The organism is Streptomyces sp. NPDC027185 (assembly GCF_055567035.1).
The window spans coordinates 806,184-825,398 of record NZ_JBVHRF010000002.1; the positions used below are offsets into that span (position 1 = coordinate 806,184).

Genomic DNA, 19,215 nt, shown 5'->3' on the forward strand with positions numbered 1-19,215 from the left:
CGGCACCGGCCGTCCCGCCCCCGTCCCACCCGCCCCACCCACCGTCGTCAGGAGCATCACGTGGCCACCGAACCCGCGGAGCTGATCCGTCTCGCCCAGACCTGGCTGGCCGAGGACCCCGACCCGCAGACCCGCGAGGAGCTGTCCCGGCTGATCGACGCCGGTGACGTGAGCGAGCTGGCCGACCGGTTCGCCGGGACGCTGCAGTTCGGCACCGCGGGGCTGCGCGGGGAGCTGGGCGCGGGCCCGATGCGGATGAACCGCGCGGTGGTCATCCGCGCCGCCGCCGGTCTCGCCGCGTACCTCAAGGGCCGCGGGGACGGCGACGGCCTCGTGGTCATCGGCTACGACGCCCGCCACAAGAGCGCCGACTTCGCGCGTGACACGGCCGCGGTGATGGTGGGCGCGGGCCTGCGCGCCGCGGTGCTGCCGCGTCCGCTGCCCACCCCGGTCCTGGCGTTCGCGATCCGGCAGCTGGGCGCGGTCGCCGGTATCGAGGTCACCGCCAGCCACAATCCGCCGCGCGACAACGGCTACAAGGTCTACCTCGGCGACGGCTCCCAGATCGTGCCGCCCGCGGACGGCGAGATCGCCGCGGAGATCGCCGCGATCGGCTCGCTGCACGACGTGCCGCGCCCGGAGTCGGGCTGGCAGACCCTCGGGGACGACGTCCTCGCCGCCTACCTGGAGCGGACCGACGCGGTCCTCACCCCGGGCTCGCCGCGTGACGCCCGGGTCGTCTACACCCCGATGCACGGCGTCGGCCGGGACACGCTGCTCGCCGCGTTCGCCCGCGCCGGGTTCCCCGCCCCGCTGGTCGTCGCGGAACAGGCCGAGCCGGACCCGGAGTTCCCGACCGTCGCGTTCCCCAACCCGGAGGAGCCCGGCGCGATGGACCTGGCGTTCGCCACCGCCCGCACCGCGGGCGACGGCGTCGACCTCGTCATCGCCAACGACCCGGACGCGGACCGCTGCGCCGTGGCCGTCCCCGCCCCCGGCACCGACGCGGGCTGGCGCATGCTCCGCGGCGACGAGGTCGGCGCGCTCCTCGCCGCCCACCTCGTCAGCAAGCAGGCGTCCGGCACCTTCGCCACCACCATCGTCTCCTCCTCCCTCCTCTCCCGGATCGCCTCCGCCGCCGCCCTCCCCTACGAGGAGACCCTGACCGGCTTCAAGTGGCTGGCCCGGGTGGACGGCCTGCGGTACGCGTTCGAGGAGGCGCTGGGCTACTGCGTCGACCCCGAGGGCGTCCGCGACAAGGACGGCATCACCGCCGCCCTGCTGATCACCGAACTGGCCGCGGAGCTGAAGCACTCCGGCCGCACCCTCACCGACCTGCTGGACGACCTCGCCGTCGAGTACGGCCTGCACGCCACCGACCAGCTGTCCGTCCGGGTCGAGGACCTGTCCCTGATCGCCGGCGCCATGCGCCGGCTCCGCGAGGCGCCGCCGGCGACGCTCGCCGGACTGCCGGTGGCCTCGGCCGAGGACCTCTCGCACGGCACGGACGCGCTGCCGCCGACCGACGGCCTGCGGTACACGCTCGCCGGCGCGCCGGAGCGCGGGGTGGCGGCGGGCCGGATCGTGGTCCGCCCGAGCGGCACGGAGCCGAAGATCAAGTGCTACCTGGAGGTCGTGCTGCCGGTGGCGTCCGCGGACGCGCTGCCCGAGGCGCGGGAGCGGGCCGCCGCGGCGCTGGCGGGGCTGAAGGCCGACCTGGGAGAGGCCGCGGGAATCTGAGGGCGCGCTCCGGCCGGGCGGCGGTGGCCGTCCGGCCGGAGCGCGTGGCTCGGGCCGGGGAAGAGCCCGGAGGGGCCCGCGTGCGCGGGGGTGTTCCCTGGGAGGTCGACGTGCTGAGCGTCGAGGCCGCGTCCACCCGCGAACGCGGGGATGGCCCCGTCCGGGCGACCAGCAGATCGAAGACCGTCCGGTGAGCCCCGCGTGCGCGGGGGGGCCTGTGCGGGCTCCGCGGACGCGGCTGCCCGGGGCCTTGCGGACCGGGGCGGCGACGCAGGGCGCAAGTGCCGCTCCGCCCTCCGAGCCCCCTACACCGCCAGCATCACGGCCAGCCCTACGGCCCCCACCACACACGGCACGATGAAGCCGTGAGCCCACCGGACGACCGGCTCGCCGCTCGCACCCTCCCGGTGGACGGCCTGGGCCTTGATCTCGCGCAGTTCGTCCATCGTCTGGTCGGCCATGGCGCGCGGCACCGGGCCGGGATCGCCGCCCAGGCCGGAGCGGCGCGGTGCCGCTCCGCGCGCGGCCTGGCGTCCCGCCTTCTTGCGCTGGCGCAGGGAGACCGGGATCGCCCAGAGCTGGTACTTGCGGCCGCCGGTGGTGAAGACCTCGCAGGAGAAGGACGCGCGGAGGTCCTCGATCGCGCCCCAGGGGAGCGTCAGGGTGCGGAACGGGTTACGGACCAGCAGGCGGTCCTCGCCGGCCTTCACCACGGGGCGCAGGGTGAACGCGGCGACCAGCGGGACGCCGAGGAGCAGGGCGAAGAGTGCGGTGAGCTTGGTCTCCAGGGCCCCGCGTACCAGGGCGTCGCCGCCGAGCCAGAGGCCGAGGGCGATCAGCAGGGCGCCGCCGACCAGGCCCATGGGCGAGCGGTAGCTGCGCTCGGCGTACTTCTGCGGGGCCGTACCGGCGGGTTCCTGACGCGTCATGGTGCCGATTCTGCCTGACCGTCCGGATGCCGGACATTGCGTTACGGCATCGGTCGGGCGGAACGCCGTATCCGGGACGGGACGGAGCGCGACGGCACCGGCGGGGCGTGCGCCGCCGGCGCGTACGCCCCGCAGCGGCCCGTCCCGGCGCCCCCGCAGGCTCGGCCACCGACCGGGCGCCTGTCCCCTCACGTACCCCGCCGGGCTACCGCGCCCCGCCCCCCGGGGGCGGCCCCGGGCGCGCGCCACATTCCCGCACGCCCCGGCCTTCCTGGGGGGATGACAGGCCGCTACGCGCGTAGATATGCTCCCCTCGTGACCATGCCCACCACAGTTCCCGCATACGGCAAGGAAGCCGCGGGGCGGCTGGCGTCGATGGCGGACGTGACCGCCGACGACGGCGCGCTGCGCCGCTTCCTGCACGGCCTCCCAGGCGTCGACAAGGTCGGCCTGGAGGCCCGTGCCGCCGCCCTCGGTACCCGCTCGGTCAAGACGACGGCGAAGGCGTACGCCATCGACCTCGCCGTCTCGATGATCGACCTGACGACGCTCGAAGGAGCCGACACCCCCGGCAAGGTGCGGGCGCTGTGCGCCAAGGGCATCAACCCGGACCCCACCGACCGCACCGTCCCGAAGGTCGCGGCGATCTGCGTCTACCCGGACATGGTCGCGACGGCCAAGGAGGCGCTCGCCGGCTCCGGTATCCATGTCGCGTCCGTGGCGACCGCCTTCCCGGCGGGCCGCGCCGCGCTGCCGGTCAAGCTGGCCGACGTCCGGGACGCGGTCGCCGCCGGTGCCGACGAGATCGACATGGTCATCGACCGGGGCGCGTTCCTCGCCGGCCGCTATCTGTCGGTCTTCGAGGAGATCAGGGCCGTGAAGGAGGCGTGCGCCCGGCCCGGAGGCGGCGCCGCCCACCTCAAGGTGATCTTCGAGACCGGTGAACTCCAGACGTACGACAACGTCCGCCGGGTCTCCTGGCTGGCGATGCTCGCGGGCGCCGACTTCATCAAGACCTCGACCGGCAAGGTCGCGGTCAACGCCACGCCGCCGGTGACGCTCCTGATGCTGGAGGCGGTCCGCGACTTCCACGCGGCCACCGGTGTGCAGGTCGGCGTGAAGCCGGCCGGCGGTATCCGGACGACCAAGGACGCGATGAAGTACCTGGTCATGGTCAACGAGACGCTGGGCGCGCCCTGGCTGACCGCCGACTGGTTCCGGTTCGGCGCCTCCAGCCTGCTCAACGACCTGCTGATGCAGCGCCAGAAGCTCAGCACCGGCCGCTACTCCGGCCCCGACTACGTCACGGTGGACTGAGGCAACCCATGACTTTCGACGCTTCCACGCCCTTCACCTACGCCCCGGCGCCCGAGTCCCGCGCGGTGGTCGACATCGCGCCGTCGTACGGACTCTTCATCGACGGAGAGTTCGCCCCGGCGGCGGGCGGCAAGGTCTTCAAGACCGTCTCGCCCGCGACCGAGGAGGTGCTGTCCGAGGTCGCGCAGGCCGAGGCCGCCGATGTCGACCGAGCCGTGGCCGCCGCCCGCGCGGCGTTCGTGACCTGGTCCGCGCTGCCCGGCGCCGAGCGGGCCAAGTACCTCTTCCGGATCGCCCGGATCATCCAGGAGCGCTCGCGTGAGCTGGCCGTCCTGGAGACGCTGGACAACGGCAAGCCGATCCGCGAGTCCCGCGACGCGGACCTGCCGCAGGTCGCCGCGCATTTCTTCTACTACGCCGGCTGGGCCGACAAACTGGAGTACGCGGGTTACGGCCCGAACCCGCGCCCGCTGGGCGTCGCCGGGCAGGTCATCCCGTGGAACTTTCCGCTGCTGATGCTGGCGTGGAAGGTCGCCCCGGCGCTGGCCACCGGCAACACCGTGGTGCTGAAGCCCGCCGAGACCACCCCGCTGTCGGCGCTGTTCTTCGCGGACGTCTGCCGTCAGGCGGGGCTGCCGAAGGGCGTCGTCAACATCCTGACCGGTGACGGCTCCACGGGCGCCGCGCTGGTCGCGCACCCGGACGTGGACAAGGTCGCCTTCACCGGCTCCACCGAGGTCGGCAAGGCCATCGCGCGCACGGTCGCCGGCACCGGCAAGAAGCTGACGCTGGAGCTGGGCGGCAAGGCGGCCAACATCGTCTTCGACGACGCCCCGCTCGACCAGGCCGTCGAGGGCGTGGTCAACGGCATCTTCTTCAACCAGGGCCATGTCTGCTGCGCCGGTTCGCGGCTGCTGGTCCAGGAGTCCGTCGCCGATGAGCTGCTGGACGCGCTCAAGCGCCGGATGCGGACGCTGCGGGTCGGCGACCCGCTCGACAAGAACACCGACATCGGCGCGATCAACTCCGCCGAGCAGCTGGCCCGGATCACCGCGCTCGCCGACGCGGGCGAGGCCGAGGGCGCCGAACGCTGGTCCCCCGAGTGCGAACTCCCCTCGTCCGGCTACTGGTTCGCGCCGACGCTCTTCACCGGCGTCACCCAGGCGCACCGCATCGCCCGCGAGGAGATCTTCGGCCCGGTGCTGTCGGTCCTGACGTTCCGTACACCGGAGGAGGCCGTCGCCAAGGCGAACAACACGCCGTACGGACTCTCCGCCGGGATCTGGACGGAGAAGGGTTCGCGGATGCTGTGGATGGCGAACCAGCTGCGCGCCGGGGTCGTCTGGTCCAACACCTTCAACAAGTTCGACCCGACGTCGCCGTTCGGCGGCTACAAGGAGTCGGGCCACGGCCGCGAGGGCGGCCGCCACGGACTGGCGGCGTATCTGACCCCGTCGACCCCGAAGGGCGAGCACCATGGCTGACCGACTCTCCGTCTTCAAGACCTACAAGCTGTACGTCGGGGGGAAGTTCCCCCGTTCCGAGAGCGGGCGGGTGTACGAGGTGACCGACTCCGAGGGCAACTGGCTGGCCAACGCGCCGCTGGCGTCCCGTAAGGACGCGCGGGACGCGGTCGTCGCGGCCCGTAAGGCGTTCGGCGGCTGGTCGGGCGCGACGGCGTACAACCGCGGGCAGATCCTCTACCGCGTCGCGGAGATGCTCCAGGGCCGCCGGGCGCAGTTCACCGCGGAGGTCGCGGCGGCCGAGGGGCTGGCCGAGGCCGACGCCGCGGCGCAGGTGGACGCGGCCGTGGACCGCTGGGTCTGGTACGCGGGCTGGTCCGACAAGGTCGCCCAGATCGCGGGCGGTCCCAACCCGGTCGCGGGCCCGTACTTCAACCTGTCGTCGCCGGAGCCGACCGGTGTGGTCGCGGTGCTGGCGCCGCAGGAGTCGTCGTTCCTCGGGCTGGTGTCGGTGCTCGCGCCCGCGATCGTCACGGGCAACACCGTGGTCGCGGTGGCGGCGGAGCGGGCCCCGCTGCCCGCGCTGTCGCTGGCCGAGGTGCTGGCCACCTCCGACCTGCCGGGCGGGGTGGTCAACCTCCTCTCCGGCCGTACGGCGGAGCTGGGCGCGCCGCTCGCCGCGCACCAGGACGTCAACGCCATCGATCTGGCGGGCGCGGACGCCGAGCTGGCGGCGGAGCTGGAGACCGCGGCGGCGGACAACCTCAAGCGGGTGCGCCGCCCCGCCCCGGTGGACTGGTCCGCCGACCCGGGCACCGGCCGTCTCCTGGCCTTCCTGGAGACGAAGACGGTGTGGCACCCGATGGGCGTCTGAGCCCGTCGCCCCGGCACCACGGGCCCCGATCCGGCGCGGATCGGGGCCCGTACGCTTCTTGAGGCGCTACGGCAGGAGGCGGGTGACCGCGCCGATCAGCGGCAGGTCCTTGAGCGCGCCGCCCTTGGTGACCGGGTCGGTCAGCAACTGGGTGCCGACCGGCTTGAAGTCGGCGACCTGAGTGCCGACGGCGTTGGCGAGCGGGTCGACGGAGGTGTTGGCCAGCGGGTCGAGCTGGAGGTTCTTGACCGGTCCGGTGGCGCCGGCCACGGAGTTGAGCAGCGCGCCGGAGAGCGCGGAGGCGGTGGCGCCGGTGTCCGTGGACTTCACCGGGGCCGCGCTCGCCGCACCGCCGCCCGCCACGAGCGCGGCCCCGGCCGCGGAGACCGCGAGCGAGGCCCGCAGGAGCGTACGGGAGAGCCGAGCGGGCTTGGGACGTGCGTGAGAGGCCATGCGCTGCCACCTGCCTGTGCGACGGAGGGCCCCGGAGCGGGGAACCCTTCCACGGGAGAGGAACCGTTCGGTGATCACTTGACCGCACAGCGTAGTTGATGGGGCGCCGGGCGATCCACTTCGTACGGTTCGTACGGATCGACGGCGGGCCGCCGCGACCGGGCCGGTGCGGGCCGTACCGGGGCGCGGGTCCGCGCCCCGCCCGGGGCGGTGTACCGGCCCGCCGGCCGGATGTGAGGTGACCGGCGCGGCCCAGGGGGTGGCCCGGCGGGGCGGATGCCGGACAATGGGGTCCCGTGAGCTTTCCGTCCGCCGCCCGGCGCCCCGCCGCCCGCGTCCTGCTGCTGACCGGTCCCTCCGGATCGGGCAAGTCCTCCCTCGCTGCCCGTACGGGCCTGCCGGTGCTCCGGCTCGACGACTTCTACAAGGAGGCCGGTGACCCGACGCTGCCGCAGCTGCCCGAGGGCGGCGGCGCCGACTGGGACTCCCCGCTCTCCTGGGACGCGGACGCCGCCGTCACCGCCGTCGCCGCGCTCTGCCACGAGGGCCGCGCGGCCGTCCCGGTGTACGACATCGGGGCCAGCGCCCGCACCGGCGCCGTGGACGTCACGCTGGACGGCGCCGCGCTCTTCGTCGCGGAGGGCATCTTCGCCGCCGAGGTGATCGACCGCTGCCGGGCCGCCGGGCTGCTCGCCGACGCGCTGTGCCTGCGCGGACGGCCCACGACGACGTTCCGCCGCCGGCTGCTGCGGGACGTGCGCGAGAGCCGCAAGCCGGTGCCGTACCTGATACGCCGCGGGCTGCGGCTGCTGCGGGCCGAACGCTCCGTGGTGGCGCGGCAGACGGCGCTCGGCGCCCACCCGTGCGCCCGCCCCGAGGCGCTGGCCCGGATCGCGGCGGCGCGGACGGCGGGTCCGGGCGACGGCCGCGCCGAAGGGCCGGAAACCCCCGAAGAGGCGGGATCTCCCGTACCGGCGGCGGCCTCGGAGTGACGCACGTAGGCTCCTGAGCCCGGCCGCCGGACCCGGTGGCCGCCACGGAAACGGCGTCCCGGGAGGACCCCCATGCCGAAGGCCAGGGAGCACACGTACCGTACGCGCGTCGTCTGGACCGGCGACACCGGCACGGGGACCAGCGGCTACCGCGACTATGACCGTGAGCACGAGGTCAGCGCCGACGGCCCACCGCCGCTCGTCGCCAGCGCCGACCCGGCGTTCCTCGGCTCCGCGGACGCCTGGAACCCCGAACAGCTGCTGCTCGCCGCCCTGTCGCAGTGCCACATGCTGACCTATCTCGCACTGTGCGCCCTGAACGGCGTGACGGTCACCGGCTACGAGGACAACTCCGACGCCACGATGACGGAGGACGGCTTTGGGGGCGGCGCGTTCACCGAGGCGGTGCTGCGCCCGAGGGTGCGGGTCACGGCGGAGCCGATGCGCGAGCGCGCGCGGGAACTCCACGAGGAGGCGCACCGCAGGTGCTTCATCGCCAACTCCGTGGCGTTCCCGGTGCGGTACGAGGCGAGGATCGAGGTGCAGGCGGAGGCCGTGCGCTGAGACATCACGGCCGCAGCCCCGCCCGGAACGCGCCGGCGTGCGGCGGCCGGGCGGGGCTGCGGCCGTACGGCACACATGGCGAAGCGGGTCCGGACCGCCCTCCCCGGCTGTCCGGACCCGCTTCGCCTTCCCCCGTGTTCCCCCGTTCCCCTTCCCTCGGGTCCCCCCGCTTTCTCCCCTTGTTCGCGGACGCGTCCCGGATACGCACGGCCTTCGCGGTAGTCCGGCCGGACCGTGTTCCCCCGTGTCCCCCGTTTCCGGGACGTGTCCGCAGCCCTTGATCCCCTCGGGCTTTCTCCCCGTCCTTCAGGCCACCAGCTCGCCGAAGGACTCCTCCTCGTCACGGCCGAAGCTGAGGACCTCGTCCTCACGCAGCCGGCGCAGCGAGCGCCAGATGCTGGACTTGACCGTGCCGACACTGATGTTGAGGATGTCCGCGATCTCCGGGTCCGTACGGCCCTCGTAGTAGCGCAGGACCAGCATGGTGCGCTGCGGTTCGGGCAGGCGGGCCAGCGCCTGCCAGAGCACCGCGCGCAGTTCGGTACCGCGCATCGCGTCCACGTCGCCCGCCGTCTCCGGCAGTTCCTCGGTGGGGTATTCGTTCAGCTTGCGGCGGCGCCACGCGCTGATGTGCAGGTTCGTCATGGTGCGCCGCAGGTAGCCGCCGAGCGCCGCCTTGTCGCTGATCCGGTCCCAGGCGCGGTAGGTCGAGAACAGGGCGCTCTGCAGCAGGTCCTCGGCCTCGTAGCGGTCGCCGGTCAGGTGGTAGGCGGTGGCGTAGAGCGCGGAGCGGCGCTCCTGGACGTACGCGGTGAAGGCGGCGTCGGACCCGTCGGCGGGCGCGGTGCGCTCCGTGGCCGGGCCGGCGGGCGCCGGGCCGTTCACCGTGGCGTCAACGGCGATCATGTACGGCTGCCGCTGACGTCCGGTGCCGCGGGAGCACCCCCGCCCTCCCGCAGCACCGGACTTCTCGGAGGCCCGTGCGACGTCGCAGAGACGCGTGACCACCGTGCTGGTGCTCTTGGCGTGCTTGGTGTTCATCTCGCGCCCCCCGTCGGTAGAGCCTGGCTTGATCGGTCTGTCCCGGTCGGTGTCCCTCCCGGTGCCAAGAACCCTGCCAACGCAGTTTCATCGCGTTGTCCGTCGACTGTCACAGCCGTGTCACAGGGGCCCGCGACATGCGCGAAGCGCACGTCACAGGCGTGCCGGATGTGCCTTGGGGGGTCTTTTGGGCCCTTCACGGCGCACTCGGCGGCCCCCGGGGAGCGGGTTGGTGTCCCGCGCCACCGGCCGGTCGATGCGGTGGGGGGCCATGGGCCAGAATGGCGGGCGTGCCTTTCCTGTTGCTGATCGAGGACGACGACGCCATCCGCACGGCGCTCGAACTCTCCCTGTCGCGCCAAGGTCACCGTGTGGTGACCGCGGCGTCGGGCGAGGACGGCCTCCTGCTGCTGCGCGAGCAGCGGCCGGACCTGATCGTGCTGGATGTGATGCTGCCGGGCATCGACGGTTTCGAGGTGTGCCGGCGGATCAGGCGTACGGACCAACTGCCCATCATTTTGCTGACCGCCCGCAACGACGACATCGACGTCGTGGTGGGCCTGGAGTCCGGGGCGGACGACTACGTCGTCAAACCGGTGCAGGGCCGGGTGCTGGACGCCCGGATCCGGGCCGTACTGCGCCGCGGGGAGCGGGAGTCGAACGACGCGGCGACGTTCGGTTCGCTGGTGATCGACCGTTCGGCGATGACGGTCACCAAGAACGGCGAGGACCTCCAGCTGACCCCGACCGAGCTGCGGTTGCTGCTGGAGCTGAGCCGCCGCCCCGGTCAGGCGCTCTCCCGTCAGCAGCTGCTGCGGCTGGTGTGGGAGCACGACTACCTCGGCGACTCGCGTCTGGTGGACGCGTGTGTGCAGCGGCTGCGGGCCAAGGTCGAGGACGTCCCGTCGTCGCCGACGCTGATCCGTACGGTCCGCGGGGTCGGCTACCGGCTGGACACCCCGCAGTGACGGACGGCGCCACCGGCGCGGACGGCCGCGCCCGGCGGCTGCCGCGGTTCCGGCGCCGGGCGGCGGGGCTGCTGCGCTGGACGAGCCTGCGGATGCGGCTGGTGTTCGTCTTCGCGCTGGTCGCGCTGACGGCGGCGGTCTCCGCGTCCGGCATCGCGTACTGGCTCAACCGCAACACCGTCCTGGAGCGCACCCAGAACGCGGTGCTCAAGGACTTCCGTACGGCGCTGGCCGAGCGTGCCGGGGCGCTGCCGGTGCAGCCGCGGTGCGGGGAACTGAAGGACGCGGCGCGGCAGATGGCCGCCGGGCCGCAGAACTACGCGGTCCTGCTGATCGGTACGGACTCCGAGGGCAAGGAGTGCGTGGCCGCGACGGACCGGGAGCTGCTGACGCCGGGGAGCGTCCCCGCGTCGCTGCGCACGGCGGTGGACACCGCGCGCCCGGTGGACGACGCCAACCGTTTCTCGCACCACTTGTACTGGCAGCGCAAGGAGGTCGGCGACGTGCCGTACCTGGTCGCCGGGGCGAAGGTGACCGGCGGCGGGCCGACCGGCTATCTGATGAAGTCGCTGGCGACGGAGCGGCAGGACCTCAACTCCCTGGCCTGGTCGCTGGGGATCGCGACGGCCCTGGCGCTGGTCGGCTCGGCGCTGCTGGCGCAGGCCGCCGCGTCGATGGTGCTGCGTCCGGTGCAGCGGCTCGGGCACGCGGCGCGGCAGCTGGGCGAGGGCCGGTTGGAGACCCGGCTGCGGGTGACCGGCACCGATGAACTGGCTGATCTGTCCCGGACGTTCAACCGTACGGCGGAGCAGGTCGAGCAGCGGGTGGAGGAGCTGAGCGCGCGGGAGGCGGCGTCCCGGCGGTTCGTCGCGGACATGTCGCACGAGCTGCGGACGCCGCTGACGGCGATCACCGCGGTCTCGGAGGTCCTGGAGGAGGAGGCCGACTCCCTGGACCCGATGATCGAGCCCGCGGTGCGGCTGGTGGTCAGCGAGACCCGGCGGCTGAACGACCTGGTGGAGAACCTGATGGAGGTGACCCGCTTCGACGCGGGCACCGCCCGGCTGGTGCTGGACGACGTCGACGTCGCCGACCAGGTGACGGCGTGCATCGACGCGCGCGCCTGGCTGGACGCCGTGGAGCTGGACGCGGACCGCGGCATCGTCGCCCGCCTCGACCCGCGCCGCCTCGACGTGATCCTCGCCAACCTCATCGGCAACGCCCTCAAGCACGGCGGCTCGCCGGTGCGGGTGTCGGTCCGTACGAAGGACGCGTCGGGGGCCGAGCACCGGTGCCCGCCCGAGGCGGTCCGCGCCGGCAGCAGTGCGGCGTCCGGCGCGGAGCCGGCGGACGGCCCGGCGGACGGCTCCCTGCTGATCCGGGTGCGCGACCACGGCCCCGGTATCCCCGAGGAGGTCCTGCCGCACGTCTTCGACCGCTTCTACAAGGCGAGCGCGTCCCGGCCCCGTTCCGACGGCAGCGGTCTGGGCCTGTCGATCGCCCTGGAAAACGCGCACATCCACGGCGGTGAGATCACCGCGGCCAACCTCCCCGAGGGCGGCGCGGTCTTCACGCTGCGGCTGCCGATGGACGCCTCCCGGCTGGCCGGCGACGACCGCGGCGAGGACGGCGGTGTGACCCGTACGCCGGGCGCCGGGGACGACGGTGCCCGCGGTGGCGCGGAGGGCGGACGGTGAGCCGGGCGGGACGGCCGCGCCGGGCGGCGGGCGGCGCGCTGATCGCCGTCACGGCCCTGACGCTGGCCGGCTGCGGGGTCCGCGGGACGACGGTCCCGGTGGACGCCGGGGGCGCGCCGTCCCGGGTGAGCTGCGAGGCCGAGGAGGAGGGCGCCGGGAAAAAGGGCCCGGACCGGACGACGGTCACGGTGTACCTGGTGTGCGGCGGGGCGCTGGTGCCCGTCGACCGCCCGGTGGCGCGTGCCGCGGGGACGGCGCCGCTGGAGGCGGCCCGGACCCTCCTCGGTGAGCTGCGCCGCCCGCCGTCGGCGCCCGAGGAGGAGGCCGGTTTCGCGTCCGCGGTGCCGGAGGACCTGACGGTCGCGGAAGCACGGCCGGGCGACCCCGCGGGGACGCTGCGGCTGAGCGTGCCCCCGGACGCCCTGCCGTCCTTCGCGCTGGCCCAGCTCGCCTGCACCTTCGGGGACGTCCCGGCGCTCGGCCGTTCCCACGCGGCGGTCCTCGGCGGCCCGGACGCCACGGAACCGCCGCACCGCTACGCCTGCACGGCGGCCGTCCGCGCCCACCCGGACGCCGGGCGGGAGACGGTCGAGGAGACGCCGGTCGTTCCGTAGGGGCGCGCGGGGGGCCTCCGGGCGTGCGGCCCCGGCCTCGCGTCCGGCTCCTCGGGCGGGCTCTCCCTCGTGGGGGCGGGCTCTCGTGTCGGGGGCGGGGCTTTCGGGCTCAGGGGCGCCCCTCAGGGGTCCGCGCTCGCGCCCCTCAGGGGTCCGCGCTCCCCGTGAAGGCCCGAAGGGGCGCGGCTCCCCGGAGCGCCCGCCCGCGGCCCTCCCCCCTGCCGGGCCCGGCCCGGACGCGGGGCGGAACCGCGGCCGCCGGTCCCGGCGTCCTGGGCTGTGTGCAGCATGGCCCCGGCGTTTTCGCCACCTTCCGTATGCGCGCCACCGGACGGCTCCTCCTCGTGGTGCATCTGCTGGTCATCGGCCGTCTGATGCTGTGGCCCCGGCAGGTGCCCTGGGTCCCGGAGGCCAATCTCGAACCGCTGGCGACGATCGGCGCCGCGCTGTCCCGCGGCCCGTGGGAGGCGGTGTGCGGTATCGGCGTACCGCTGCTGGCCCTGGCCCCGCTGGGCGTGCTGCTGCCGCTCGCCGGAGGGCGACTGAACGTTTCCCCGGTGCTGTCCCTGCTCCGCACGGTGGGCGCCGGCGGGCTGCTGGCGCTGGTCCTGGAGGCGTTGCAGAGTTCGGTGCCGGGCCGGGTGGCGGACATCGACACGCTGCTGCTGAACGTCCTGGGGGTGGCGCTGGCGCATCTCGCCGTCGTCCCCGGGGTGCGGGCCCGGCTCCGCCGCCGGGCGGAGGCTCTCAGGGTTGCGACCCCGAGAATCACCAGGGTCGGCCCCCTCCCGAAGGCTGATGTCCTCTCCGCGTCGCGTACCTACCTTTGAGATACCGGGGCATTCGCCCCGTTCCGTCGAGAAGGAGTAGTCCTCATGGCCGCCGCACTGGTCCGCCCCCGCACCAACCGCATGATCGCCGGAGTCTGCGCGGGTCTGGCCCGCCGCTTCGGTACGACGCCGACGACGATGCGCGTGATATTCGTCCTCTCCTGCCTGCTGCCGGGCCCGCAGTTCCTCGTCTACCTGGCGCTGTGGCTGCTGCTGCCGTCCGAGTCGGAGAGCGCCGCCACCGCCTGGTGAACCCCCGGTGAGCGGCGCCCGGACACGGCGGTGCCCCGGCCCCCTGCGCTAGGCGGGGCCGGGGCACGGTGCGGTGCGGGGCTCAGCCGCCGAGGACCTTGCCGAGGGCGTTGGTGGGCAGGCCGCCCAGGAGGCGGTTCCCCTTGGCGTTGGGCGTGGCCCGGATGTCGCCGGTGGCCGAGTGGGCCGTCTTCGAGACGCCGGAGACGGTGTCGGCGGTCTGCTTGACCGGCAGCTTGTGGAGCACGCCGCCGAGCTGACCGGCGTCGACCGCGGAGGCGGAGCCCGCGGCGGTGGCGGCGAAGGCCACGCCGAGGAGGGCGGTGCCGAGCGTCTTGATGGTTGCCTGCTTCATCGCAATTACGTCCTCGTGATGGGGAGTCGACCGGCAACGCAACGTAGTGAGCCGCCCAGGGTGCCGCAAACATCCCCGGGCGCGGGAAAACGGCCGGTGCGCAACGCCCCGACCGCCCCGTCCGCTCCCCCGCCCGAGGGCTCACGCCCCCTCAGGAGCCGTGTGTCACGCGGTAGTTGGGACCGCCTTCGGGAAGAGCCACTCCGCGCGCAGCTCCGCGTAGCCCGGCTTGATGACGTCGTTGATCATGGCGAGACGTTCATCGAAAGGAATGAATGCTGATTTCATCGCATTGACCGTGAACCACTGCATGTCATCGAGGGTGTAGCGGAACGTCCGCACCAGGTGGCCGAACTCCCGGGACATCGTCGTACCGCTCATCAGCCGGTTGTCGGTGTTGACGGTGAGCCGGAACTGCAGCCGCCGCAGCAGCCCGATCGGGTGCTCCGCGTACGAGGGCGCGGCGCCGGTCTGGAGGTTGGAGCTGGGGCACATCTCCAGCGGAATGCGCTTGTCGCGGACGTACGAGGCGAGGCGGCCGAGGGTGATGGTGCCGTCGTCGCCGACCTGGATGTCGTCGATGATCCGCACGCCGTGGCCGAGCCGGTCGGCGCCGCACCACTGGAGCGCCTGCCAGATCGACGGCAGGCCGAACGCCTCGCCCGCGTGGATGGTGAAGTGGTTGTTCTCGCGCTTGAGGTATTCGAAGGCGTCGAGGTGGCGGGTGGGCGGGTAGCCGGCTTCGGCGCCCGCGATGTCGAAGCCGACGACGCCGGAGTCCCGGTAGCGGTTGGCGAGTTCGGCGATCTCCAGGGCGCGGGCGGCGTGCCGCATCGCGGTGAGCAGCGCGCCGACGCGGATGCGGTGTCCGGCCGCGCGGGCCCGCCGCTCGCCCTCGCGGAAGCCCTCGTTGACCGCCTCGACGACCTCTTCGAGGCTCAGCCCGCCCTCCAGGTGCTGCTCGGGGGCGTAGCGGATCTCGGCGTAGACGACGCCGTCGGCGGCGAGGTCCTCGGCGCATTCGGCGGCGACCCGGGTCAGCGCCTCGCGGGTCTGCATGACGGCGCAGGTGTGCGCGAAGGTCTCCAGATACCGCTCCAGCGAACCGGAGTCGGCCGCCTCGCGGAACCAGTCGCCGAGCTTTCCGGCGTCGGTCTCGGGCAGTTGGGTGTATCCGCAGGCGCGGGCGAGGTCGACGACGGTGGCGGGGCGCAGCCCGCCGTCGAGGTGATCGTGGAGCAGCACCTTCGGTGCGCGCCGGATCTGGTCACTGGTCGGGAGGGTGCTGGTCTCGCTCGTCATTGCGGCACTCTAGCGCCTACGCGCGTAGAACTCACCGAACGATACGTAACGGTGACCCGTCGGCGGGGTGGCCCACCCGCTACGATCTGCCATCGTTCTGGCATGGCTCAGCAAGCACTGCCGGTGCGTGACGCCCGGCTGGGAAAACCGCTGGGAGCATCCGGTGACGAGGGGGTACGCGCCGCTCTGCGGCGAGGCGGCGCGGGCGGATCCGGGCGTTCGGTCAGCGGGGTGGCGTTGTTACTGCCGGACGGACCCCCGGACGGGACGGGGCGCCCGTCGCCGTGGCCAGCGCTCGCGGTCCGGCCGCTCGCCGGCCGGCTGGCCCGCGCGGGGCGCGCCGAGGGGCTGACCGCCCATGTCGTGCGCTACCGCCACCGGGGCTGGAACGGCGCCGCGGGCGATCCGGTACGGGACGCCGCCTGGGCGGTCGAGGAGGTGGTCCGCCGGTACGGCGATGTGCCGGTCTGCCTGGTCGGTGCCGGGATGGGCGCGCGGGCGGCGCTGCACGCGGCGGGCCATCCGGCGGTCGGCGCGGTGCTGGGGCTCGCGCCGTGGTTCCCGGAGCCGGACGCGGCGGACGGCGGACGGCGGACGGAGCCGGACGGGGCGGACGAGTCCGGTCCGCGGGACGCGACGGAGTCCGGCGCCCCGCCGCAGACGTCCGATCCGGTCAAGCAACTCGTCGGCCGTCAGGTGATGTTGGTGCACGGGACGAACGACGGGCGGACCGACCCGGAGCTGTCGTACCGCTACGCCGAGCGCGTCAAGAAGATCAACCGGGACACCTGCCGGTTCGAGGTGCACTCCGACGGCCACGCGCTGCTCCAGCACCGCTTCGAGGTCCACGCGCTCGCCGTCGACTTCCTGCTCGGCGTGCTCTTCGCCGAGGACTTCGCCCGCCCGGTGCAGGACGCGATGGCCGCGCCGCCGCCCCTGGGCCTGCGGATGCCGCTGGCCGCCGGGTTCGGCGCGTCGCTGCGGCGGTAGCCGGGACCGCCGGATCGTCGTACGCGAGGACCGCGAGGAAGCCCGTAACTCCCTTTCCGTACAAGGAGTTACGGGCTTCCTCAGCGCAGCAGCAGGCCGCGGCGGCTCAGCAGGAACTTCTTGAAGGCGGCGACCGGTGGGGTGTCCTGGTGGCCGTCGAGCCAGGCGAGGCCGATCTCGCGGACGGCGCGGGGCGCGGTGACCGTCAGCTCGGCGACGCCGGGCCGGGGCACCGCGGGCGGCGGCAGCAGCGCCACGCCGAGCCCGGCGGCGACCAGCCCGCGCAGCGTCTCCGCCTCCTCCCCCTCGAACGCGATCCGGGGCGCGAACCCGGCCTCCGCGCAGAGCGCGTCGGTGATCCGGCGCAGCCCGTAGCCCGGCTCCAGGGTGACGAAGAGTTCGGTCGCCGCCTCGGCCAGCCGGATGCGTTTGCGGACGGCCAGGGGGTGGTCGTCGGGGACGACGAGCCGCAGCTTCTGCTCGTCCAGGCGACGGGCGACGAGGTCCGGGTAGTCCGGGACCGGCGAGGTCAGGCAGAGGTCGAGGTCGCCGGCGCGCAGCCGCTCGATCATCGCCTCGCCGTGGTTCTGCACCAGCTGGAAGCGGACCCGGGGGTGGTCGGCGCGGAAGGTGCGCAGCAGCCCGGGGACGGTCTCGGAGCCGAGGGTGTGGAGGAAGCCGAAGGCGACCTTCCCGGCGGCGGGGTCGGCGTCGGCGCGGACGGCTTCGGTGGCGCGGTCCAGATCGGCGAGCGCTTTCTCCGTCTGGGCGCGGAAGGCACGGCCCGCCGGGGTGAGCGAGAGGGTACGGCCGTGCCGGGCGAAGAGGGCGACGCCCAACTCGTCCTCCAGCCGCACCAGCGCCCGGCTGAGCGTCGGCTGCGGCATCCCCAGCTCCTGCGCGGCGCGGGTGACGTGCTCGTACCGGGCGACCGCGGTGAACTGCGCGAGCCGGGGCGCGAGGGCGAGCGCCCACGACCCCGCGCCGACATCGGCGCCGTCGGACGCCTCGGCGGGGGCGCGGGGCGTGGTGCGGCGGACCGGGCTGCCGGGGCGGGGACCGCCGGTGGCCGGACGCGGTGAGCCGGTGGCGGGGCGGGGCGTACCGGTGGGGGCGGGGCGCTCGGTGCCGGTGGGGGCGGACCGTGCCGCGCCGGTGGCCGGGGCGGCGGTCCGGGAGCCGTCCGCGGGGCGGCCCGTGGCACGCCGCCCGGGGGACGGGTGCGGCGCGCCGGGCGTCCGGCCCGGATCGGACGGACGGCCCGCGCCGCGCCCGGCGTCCGTGCCCCCGGTACGGCCCCGTGTCCGCTCCTTCGCCATCGCCGACCGCCTTCCCGTTTGCTGCTCCGGATGTCTTTTCTGTTGCGAAGCGGTGACACCGCCCGCGCTGAACTGCTGTCATACGCCAGCACATCGATTATGGCGTTTCCATGCATTGGACACATAAAACGTGGGCGGCCTACGTTCACACCATGCCTCCCGCTGATACCGGGGCGACCGCCACCACCCGTGCGGCCGCCTCTCCCCTGTCGTCCCCCGACTCCTCCTCCGCAGCCGCCGCCGTCGACCCCGACGCGGCCAAGCTGCACCCGGGCGGGCCCGGCTACCGCCGGATGAGCTTCGCCCTCTTCGCCGCGGGTCTCGCGACCTTCGCGCTGCTGTACTCCACGCAGGCGCTGCTCCCCGCGATCTCCGCGTCCCTGCACGTCTCGCCGGACCAGGCGAGCTGGACGGTCTCCGGCGCCACCTTCGGGCTGGCCCTCGCGGTGATCCCGCTCAGCGCGGTCTCCGAACGCTTCGGCCGCCGCACGATGATGACCGCCTCGCTGACCGTCGCCGCACTGCTCGCCCTGCTCGTGCCGTTCGCACCGTCGCTGGGCTGGCTGATCGCGCTCCGCGTCGCACAGGGCGTGGCGCTGGCCGGGCTGCCCGCGTCGGCGATGGCGTTCCTCGCGGAAGAGGTCCGTCCCCGGGCGCTGGTCGGTGCGATCGGCCTGTTCGTGGCGGGCAACAGCATCGGCGGGATGTCCGGCCGGATCGTCACCGGCTGGGTCGCGCAGGCGTGGGGCTGGCGGGCGGCGCTCGCCGCGGTCGGTCTGATGGCCGTGGTGTGCGCGGTGATCTTCCGGGTGCTGGTGCCCCGCGCCCGGCACTTCGTCTCGCGTCAGGTCGGCCCGCGCGCCCTCGCCCGCACCCTCGGCACGCATCTCGCCGATCCGCTGCTGCGCCGCCTGTACGGCATCGGCGCGCTGTTCATGACGGTCTTCGGCGCGATCTACACGGTGATCGGCTACCGCCTGGTCTCCGAACCCTTCAACCTGCCGCAGGGCATCGTCGGTTCGGTCTTCCTGGTGTACCTGGTCGGTACGGCGTCGTCCGCGGCGGCGGGCAAGCTGGTCGGCCGGATGGGCCGCCGCGGCGCGCTCTACCTCGCGGTCGGTACGACGACCGCCGGGCTGCTGCTGACCCTCTCCGACACGGTCGCCGGGGTGCTGGCCGGGCTGGTCCTGATCACCGCCGGGTTCTTCGCCGGGCACGCGGTCGCCTCGTCCTCGGTCAGCCGCGCCGCCAAGTCGGCCCGCGCCCAGGCGTCGGCGCTGTACCAGTGCGCGTACTACGCGGGCAGCAGCGTCGGCGGGGCGCTCGGCGCCATGGCCTTCCGCGCGGCGGGCTGGGACGGCACCGTCGTCCTCGGCCTGCTGGCGATGGTCACCGCCGCCGCGATCACCCTCTACGCGACCCGCAAGGCGCTCGCCGAACAGCGGATGCTGCGCCTCCAGAAGGCCGCGTAAGGCCCCCTCGAACCCGGAGGGCCCGCCCCACCACCTGTCCTGG

General features: G+C 74.1%; 18 protein-coding genes and 1 pseudogene. 13 read left to right on the plus strand and 6 right to left on the minus strand.

The features are described from left to right. Positions 1-60: 60 nt before the first annotated feature. A complete protein-coding gene (locus tag ACZ4M8_RS08730; protein WP_467604613.1) occupies positions 61-1,740 on the plus strand; it encodes a phospho-sugar mutase in 1,680 nt (559 codons plus the stop codon). Positions 1,741-2,045: 305 nt separating this feature from the next. On the opposite strand, the gene ACZ4M8_RS08735 is transcribed toward ACZ4M8_RS08730, so the two are convergent. Beyond that, positions 2,046-2,669 carry a PH domain-containing protein gene (locus ACZ4M8_RS08735; RefSeq protein ID WP_467604615.1) on the minus strand — a complete coding sequence of 208 codons (624 nt, stop codon included), beginning with the start codon at positions 2,667-2,669 and terminating at the stop codon, positions 2,046-2,048. Positions 2,670-2,990: 321 nt separating this feature from the next. Between ACZ4M8_RS08735 and deoC the strand changes: the two genes are divergently transcribed. The 3 genes from deoC to ACZ4M8_RS08750 are packed head-to-tail and all read left to right on the plus strand — an operon-like array spanning position 2,991 to position 6,323. Continuing rightward, positions 2,991-3,986, plus strand: coding sequence for a deoxyribose-phosphate aldolase (deoC, locus tag ACZ4M8_RS08740; RefSeq protein WP_467605322.1), 996 nt, complete (start codon positions 2,991-2,993; stop codon positions 3,984-3,986). Positions 3,987-3,994: 8 nt separating this feature from the next. Beyond that, positions 3,995-5,470, plus strand: coding sequence for an aldehyde dehydrogenase family protein (locus ACZ4M8_RS08745; RefSeq protein ID WP_467604618.1), 1,476 nt, complete (start codon positions 3,995-3,997; stop codon positions 5,468-5,470). After that, positions 5,463-6,323 carry an aldehyde dehydrogenase family protein gene (locus tag ACZ4M8_RS08750; RefSeq protein ID WP_467604620.1) on the plus strand — a complete coding sequence of 287 codons (861 nt, stop codon included), beginning with the start codon at positions 5,463-5,465 and terminating at the stop codon, positions 6,321-6,323. The genes ACZ4M8_RS08745 and ACZ4M8_RS08750 overlap by 8 nt, the downstream gene beginning before the upstream one ends. A gap of 66 nt (positions 6,324-6,389) precedes the next feature. Here the strand turns inward: ACZ4M8_RS08750 and ACZ4M8_RS08755 are convergent, their stop codons facing one another. Next, complete coding sequence (locus ACZ4M8_RS08755; RefSeq protein ID WP_399086743.1) at positions 6,390-6,776, minus strand: hypothetical protein; 387 nt, start codon at positions 6,774-6,776, stop codon at positions 6,390-6,392. Positions 6,777-7,072: 296 nt separating this feature from the next. Between ACZ4M8_RS08755 and ACZ4M8_RS08760 the strand changes: the two genes are divergently transcribed. Together ACZ4M8_RS08760 and ACZ4M8_RS08765 are read left to right on the plus strand one after the other, a co-directional pair. Beyond that, positions 7,073-7,768: an ATP-binding protein gene (locus ACZ4M8_RS08760; protein ID WP_467604622.1), complete on the plus strand. Its 696-nt coding sequence runs from the start codon at positions 7,073-7,075 to the stop codon at positions 7,766-7,768. Positions 7,769-7,840: 72 nt separating this feature from the next. Continuing rightward, the gene (locus tag ACZ4M8_RS08765; protein WP_467604623.1) at positions 7,841-8,332 is read left to right on the plus strand and encodes an OsmC family protein; all 492 of its coding nucleotides are present in this window, start codon (positions 7,841-7,843) and stop codon (positions 8,330-8,332) included. Positions 8,333-8,638: 306 nt separating this feature from the next. Here ACZ4M8_RS08765 and ACZ4M8_RS08770 read toward each other — a convergent pair whose 3' ends face one another. Then, the gene (locus ACZ4M8_RS08770) at positions 8,639-9,373 is read right to left on the minus strand and encodes a SigE family RNA polymerase sigma factor (protein ID WP_467604625.1); all 735 of its coding nucleotides are present in this window, start codon (positions 9,371-9,373) and stop codon (positions 8,639-8,641) included. 290 nt (positions 9,374-9,663) lie between these two features. On the opposite strand from ACZ4M8_RS08770, the gene afsQ1 reads away from it, so the two are divergent. From afsQ1 to ACZ4M8_RS08795, 5 genes are all read left to right on the plus strand, one after another. Further along, positions 9,664-10,341, plus strand: a complete 678-nt coding sequence (gene afsQ1, locus ACZ4M8_RS08775) for a two-component system response regulator AfsQ1 (protein WP_399086755.1) — start codon at positions 9,664-9,666, stop codon at positions 10,339-10,341. Beyond that, on the plus strand, positions 10,239-12,038 hold the full coding sequence (locus tag ACZ4M8_RS08780; RefSeq protein ID WP_467604627.1) for an ATP-binding protein: 1,800 nt from the start codon (positions 10,239-10,241) through the stop codon (positions 12,036-12,038). Before afsQ1 ends, ACZ4M8_RS08780 begins: the two co-directional genes overlap by 103 nt. Continuing rightward, positions 12,035-12,652, plus strand: a complete 618-nt coding sequence (locus ACZ4M8_RS08785) for a hypothetical protein (RefSeq protein ID WP_467604628.1) — start codon at positions 12,035-12,037, stop codon at positions 12,650-12,652. Before ACZ4M8_RS08780 ends, ACZ4M8_RS08785 begins: the two co-directional genes overlap by 4 nt. A 317-nt stretch (positions 12,653-12,969) precedes the next feature. Next, positions 12,970-13,482 (plus strand): VanZ family protein, encoded by a 513-nt coding sequence (locus ACZ4M8_RS08790; protein ID WP_467604631.1) that lies wholly within the window; start codon positions 12,970-12,972, stop codon positions 13,480-13,482. A gap of 45 nt (positions 13,483-13,527) precedes the next feature. Beyond that, positions 13,528-13,734 carry a PspC domain-containing protein gene (locus ACZ4M8_RS08795; RefSeq protein ID WP_467604633.1) on the plus strand — a complete coding sequence of 69 codons (207 nt, stop codon included), beginning with the start codon at positions 13,528-13,530 and terminating at the stop codon, positions 13,732-13,734. 82 nt (positions 13,735-13,816) lie between these two features. Here the strand turns inward: ACZ4M8_RS08795 and ACZ4M8_RS08800 are convergent, their stop codons facing one another. Beyond that, positions 13,817-14,089 carry a hypothetical protein gene (locus ACZ4M8_RS08800; RefSeq protein WP_467604634.1) on the minus strand — a complete coding sequence of 91 codons (273 nt, stop codon included), beginning with the start codon at positions 14,087-14,089 and terminating at the stop codon, positions 13,817-13,819. Between the two features lie 165 nt (positions 14,090-14,254). Next, a complete protein-coding gene (locus tag ACZ4M8_RS08805; RefSeq protein WP_467604636.1) occupies positions 14,255-15,391 on the minus strand; it encodes an adenosine deaminase in 1,137 nt (378 codons plus the stop codon). Positions 15,392-15,493: 102 nt separating this feature from the next. On the opposite strand from ACZ4M8_RS08805, the gene ACZ4M8_RS08810 reads away from it, so the two are divergent. Further along, on the plus strand, positions 15,494-16,381 hold the full coding sequence (locus tag ACZ4M8_RS08810; protein WP_467604637.1) for an alpha/beta hydrolase family protein: 888 nt from the start codon (positions 15,494-15,496) through the stop codon (positions 16,379-16,381). Positions 16,382-16,461: 80 nt separating this feature from the next. On the opposite strand, the pseudogene ACZ4M8_RS08815 reads toward ACZ4M8_RS08810, so the two are convergent. Next, a pseudogene (locus ACZ4M8_RS08815) lies at positions 16,462-17,376 on the minus strand (LysR family transcriptional regulator); the annotation flags it as partial. Positions 17,377-17,852: 476 nt separating this feature from the next. Here ACZ4M8_RS08815 and ACZ4M8_RS08820 point away from each other — a divergent pair. Continuing rightward, positions 17,853-19,172, plus strand: coding sequence for an MFS transporter (locus ACZ4M8_RS08820; RefSeq protein ID WP_467604639.1), 1,320 nt, complete (start codon positions 17,853-17,855; stop codon positions 19,170-19,172). Positions 19,173-19,215: the final 43 nt, after the last annotated feature.

What these genes read in the sequence shown, in the direction of transcription:
- ACZ4M8_RS08735 (WP_467604615.1), bottom strand. Translation starts at nt 2,669, where the DNA reads ATGACGCGTCAGGAACCCGCCGGTACGGCCCCGCAGAAGTACGCCGAG.
- deoC (WP_467605322.1), top strand. Translation starts at nt 2,991, where the DNA reads ATGCCCACCACAGTTCCCGCATACGGCAAGGAAGCCGCGGGGCGGCTG.
- ACZ4M8_RS08745 (WP_467604618.1), top strand. Translation starts at nt 3,995, where the DNA reads ATGACTTTCGACGCTTCCACGCCCTTCACCTACGCCCCGGCGCCCGAG.
- ACZ4M8_RS08750 (WP_467604620.1), top strand. Translation starts at nt 5,463, where the DNA reads ATGGCTGACCGACTCTCCGTCTTCAAGACCTACAAGCTGTACGTCGGG.
- ACZ4M8_RS08755 (WP_399086743.1), bottom strand. Translation starts at nt 6,776, where the DNA reads ATGGCCTCTCACGCACGTCCCAAGCCCGCTCGGCTCTCCCGTACGCTC.
- ACZ4M8_RS08765 (WP_467604623.1), top strand. Translation starts at nt 7,841, where the DNA reads ATGCCGAAGGCCAGGGAGCACACGTACCGTACGCGCGTCGTCTGGACC.
- ACZ4M8_RS08770 (WP_467604625.1), bottom strand. Translation starts at nt 9,373, where the DNA reads ATGAACACCAAGCACGCCAAGAGCACCAGCACGGTGGTCACGCGTCTC.
- ACZ4M8_RS08790 (WP_467604631.1), top strand. Translation starts at nt 12,970, where the DNA reads ATGCGCGCCACCGGACGGCTCCTCCTCGTGGTGCATCTGCTGGTCATC.
- ACZ4M8_RS08795 (WP_467604633.1), top strand. Translation starts at nt 13,528, where the DNA reads ATGGCCGCCGCACTGGTCCGCCCCCGCACCAACCGCATGATCGCCGGA.
- ACZ4M8_RS08800 (WP_467604634.1), bottom strand. Translation starts at nt 14,089, where the DNA reads ATGAAGCAGGCAACCATCAAGACGCTCGGCACCGCCCTCCTCGGCGTG.
- ACZ4M8_RS08805 (WP_467604636.1), bottom strand. Translation starts at nt 15,391, where the DNA reads ATGACGAGCGAGACCAGCACCCTCCCGACCAGTGACCAGATCCGGCGC.
- ACZ4M8_RS08810 (WP_467604637.1), top strand. Translation starts at nt 15,494, where the DNA reads ATGGCTCAGCAAGCACTGCCGGTGCGTGACGCCCGGCTGGGAAAACCG.
- ACZ4M8_RS08820 (WP_467604639.1), top strand. Translation starts at nt 17,853, where the DNA reads ATGCCTCCCGCTGATACCGGGGCGACCGCCACCACCCGTGCGGCCGCC.